General features: G+C 57.0%; 2 protein-coding genes. Both read right to left on the bottom strand.

Annotated features, from left to right (window positions below):
• Positions 1-473, bottom strand: a 473-nt coding sequence (locus AC075L_RS07555) for a ribonucleotide-diphosphate reductase subunit beta (RefSeq protein WP_476387482.1), incomplete at its 3' end; no start/stop codon positions are given.
• A gap of 10 nt (positions 474-483) precedes the next feature.
• A partial coding sequence (locus AC075L_RS07550; protein WP_476387481.1) for a ribonucleoside-diphosphate reductase subunit alpha occupies positions 484-2,341 on the bottom strand: 1,858 nt, incomplete at its 5' end.

Genomic DNA, 2,341 nt, shown 5'->3' with positions numbered 1-2,341 from the left:
GTGTTGCGGCGCAGCAGATGCTCGTCCGTTTTCCATTGGTAGAGGATGTCATTGCGCTCCACGGGGGAACAGATGGTGTCGAGCATATAGCTGTAGCTCTGTGAGTGGACACACTCCTGAAACGCCTGAATGGACAGGCAGAGATTGACCTCGTTGGCGGTAATGTAGGCGCCGATATTAGGCAGGTTCGCTGTCTGAATGGAATCCAAAAAGACAAGAAAACTCAAAATTTTATCGTAGGCGCTGCGCTCGGCTGACAACAGGCGGGGATAGTCCTTCACATCCTGCGAGAGATTGATCTCCTCAGGGATCCAAAAGTTGTTCATGGCCTGCCGGTACCAGTCGCTGACCCAAACGTACTTCATATTGTTGAAGTCGTTGAGGTTGGTGGTATTGCCGCCGATCATGCGCCGCAGGCGCACATTAAGGTCGCCCTCCGGGTTAAAAAGGGGCTTTTTCTTCAGTTCCGTCATGCTATCCTCCTTATGATGAGCAGCTTTCGCAGTCCTCGACCTCAAGGGCCTTGCTGCGGACATAGTAAATGGTCTTGGCGCCGACCCTCCACGCCTCTAAATACAGTCTGAGCACCTGACGCATGGAATAGTCATTGGTGATATAGAGATTCATGCTCTGCGCCTGGTCAATATGTCTCTGGCGAAGGCCCGCGGCGCGCACCGACCAGCTTTGGTCGATCAGATGCGCCGCCTTATAGTACCACCATGTATCCATAGAAAGCTCCGGGGCAACGCGGGGCAGCATGCTGCCCTTTTTCTCCTCTAAGAAGAATTTCTTCATAATTGGATCGATGCCTGCTGACGTGCCGGAGAGGATAGATGTGCTGGAGGTCGGTGCGACCGCCAGCAAATAAGCGTTGCGCATTCCCTGCACCGCCACCTTTTCCGCAAGCGCCTGCCACTTTTCGGAGGTATAACCCCGCTTTTCAAAATACGCGCCCGTCTGCCAGTCGCTGCCCTCAAAGAGTGCGTAACGACCCTTTTCCCGTGCCAGTGCTGCGTCCGCCTTGACGGCGGCGTAGTTGATGTGCTCGAACACCGCGTCGGTGAAGGCAAGGTGCTCCTCGCTCTCCCAACGGATGCCGCGCTTTGCCAGCATGTGGTGGTAGCCGCTGACGCCCAGGCCGATGCTGCGGTACTTCTGATTGGTAAGCTGCGCGTATTCCAACGGGTAGAAGTTGAGGTCGATTACATTATCCAGTGCGCGGATGGCCGTTTCCACCGTGCGTTCCATATAGGCCTCGTCCTCCACCGGCAGATTACCGAGAGACAGACTCGCCAGGTTGCAGACCACAAACTCACCTGGGCGTGTGGCCGTCACCACCACTGTGTTGCCGCTCTCCGTGTGCACCTCAGTGCTGATATGCTCGATGGGCGCCATGTTCTGCGCGATCTCCGTGCAGAGATTGGAGCAATAGATCATTCCCGTGTGGCCGTTTGGGTTCATACGATTTACGCTGTCGCGGTTGAAGGCGAAGGGCGTGCCGGTCTCCACTGCCGAGCGAAGCACCAGCCGCACGATGTCCTTGACGGTGACGCTGCGCTTTTCGATGCGCGGGTCATTGACGCAGTCCAGATACCGCTTCTCCCATTCCGTACCCCAGTAATCCTCCAGTGCGTAGCCCTTGACCGTGAGGATCTCATGCGGACACATGAGATGCCACGGCGCGTCTATGTTCTCCTCCGCCAGTCGCCAGAAGAGATCCGGATAGCACACGGCGGGAAACACATCATGCGCCTTCATGCGGTCGTCGCCGTTGTTAGTGCGCAGTTGAAGGAATTCCGGCAGATCCCGGTGCCATGCGTCTAAGTAAACCGCCACAGCGCCCTGCCGCATCCCCAACTGATCCACCGCCACGGCGGTGTCGTTGACCAGCCGGATCCAGCGGATAACACCGCCCGCCGCCCCTTGAAAGCCGCGGATGGTGCTGCCTGCAGCGCGCACCTTACCGAAGTACATCCCCATTCCACCGCCGAATTTAGAGACCTTTGCGAAGTTGTCCAGCGAGCGGTAGATGCCGTCCAGACTGTCCGGCACAGTGTCCACAAAGCAGCTTGAAAGCTGATGGTAGGGCTTTCGCGCGTTAGACATGGTAGGTGTCGCCATCGTGACCTCCATACGGCTGAGCATATCGTAAAAGCGCTTTACCCACCCCATGCGGTCAGAGCCTTCGTTCATAGCAAGATGCAGCGCGATACCCAAAAACATCTCCTGCGGTGTTTCCAGCGGCACGCGGCTGCGTGACTGGATCACATAGCGTTTGAGCAGCAGGTCAAGGCCGGAGTAGGTGAACAGCTCGTCCCGTTCCGGGCAGAGAAAGTCCTCC

It is taken from the genome of Blautia sp. ZXY-1-B12, assembly GCF_056339915.1.
The sequence above is the reverse complement of the archived record's forward strand: the minus strand, read 5'-3'. Positions and strand labels throughout refer to the sequence as shown.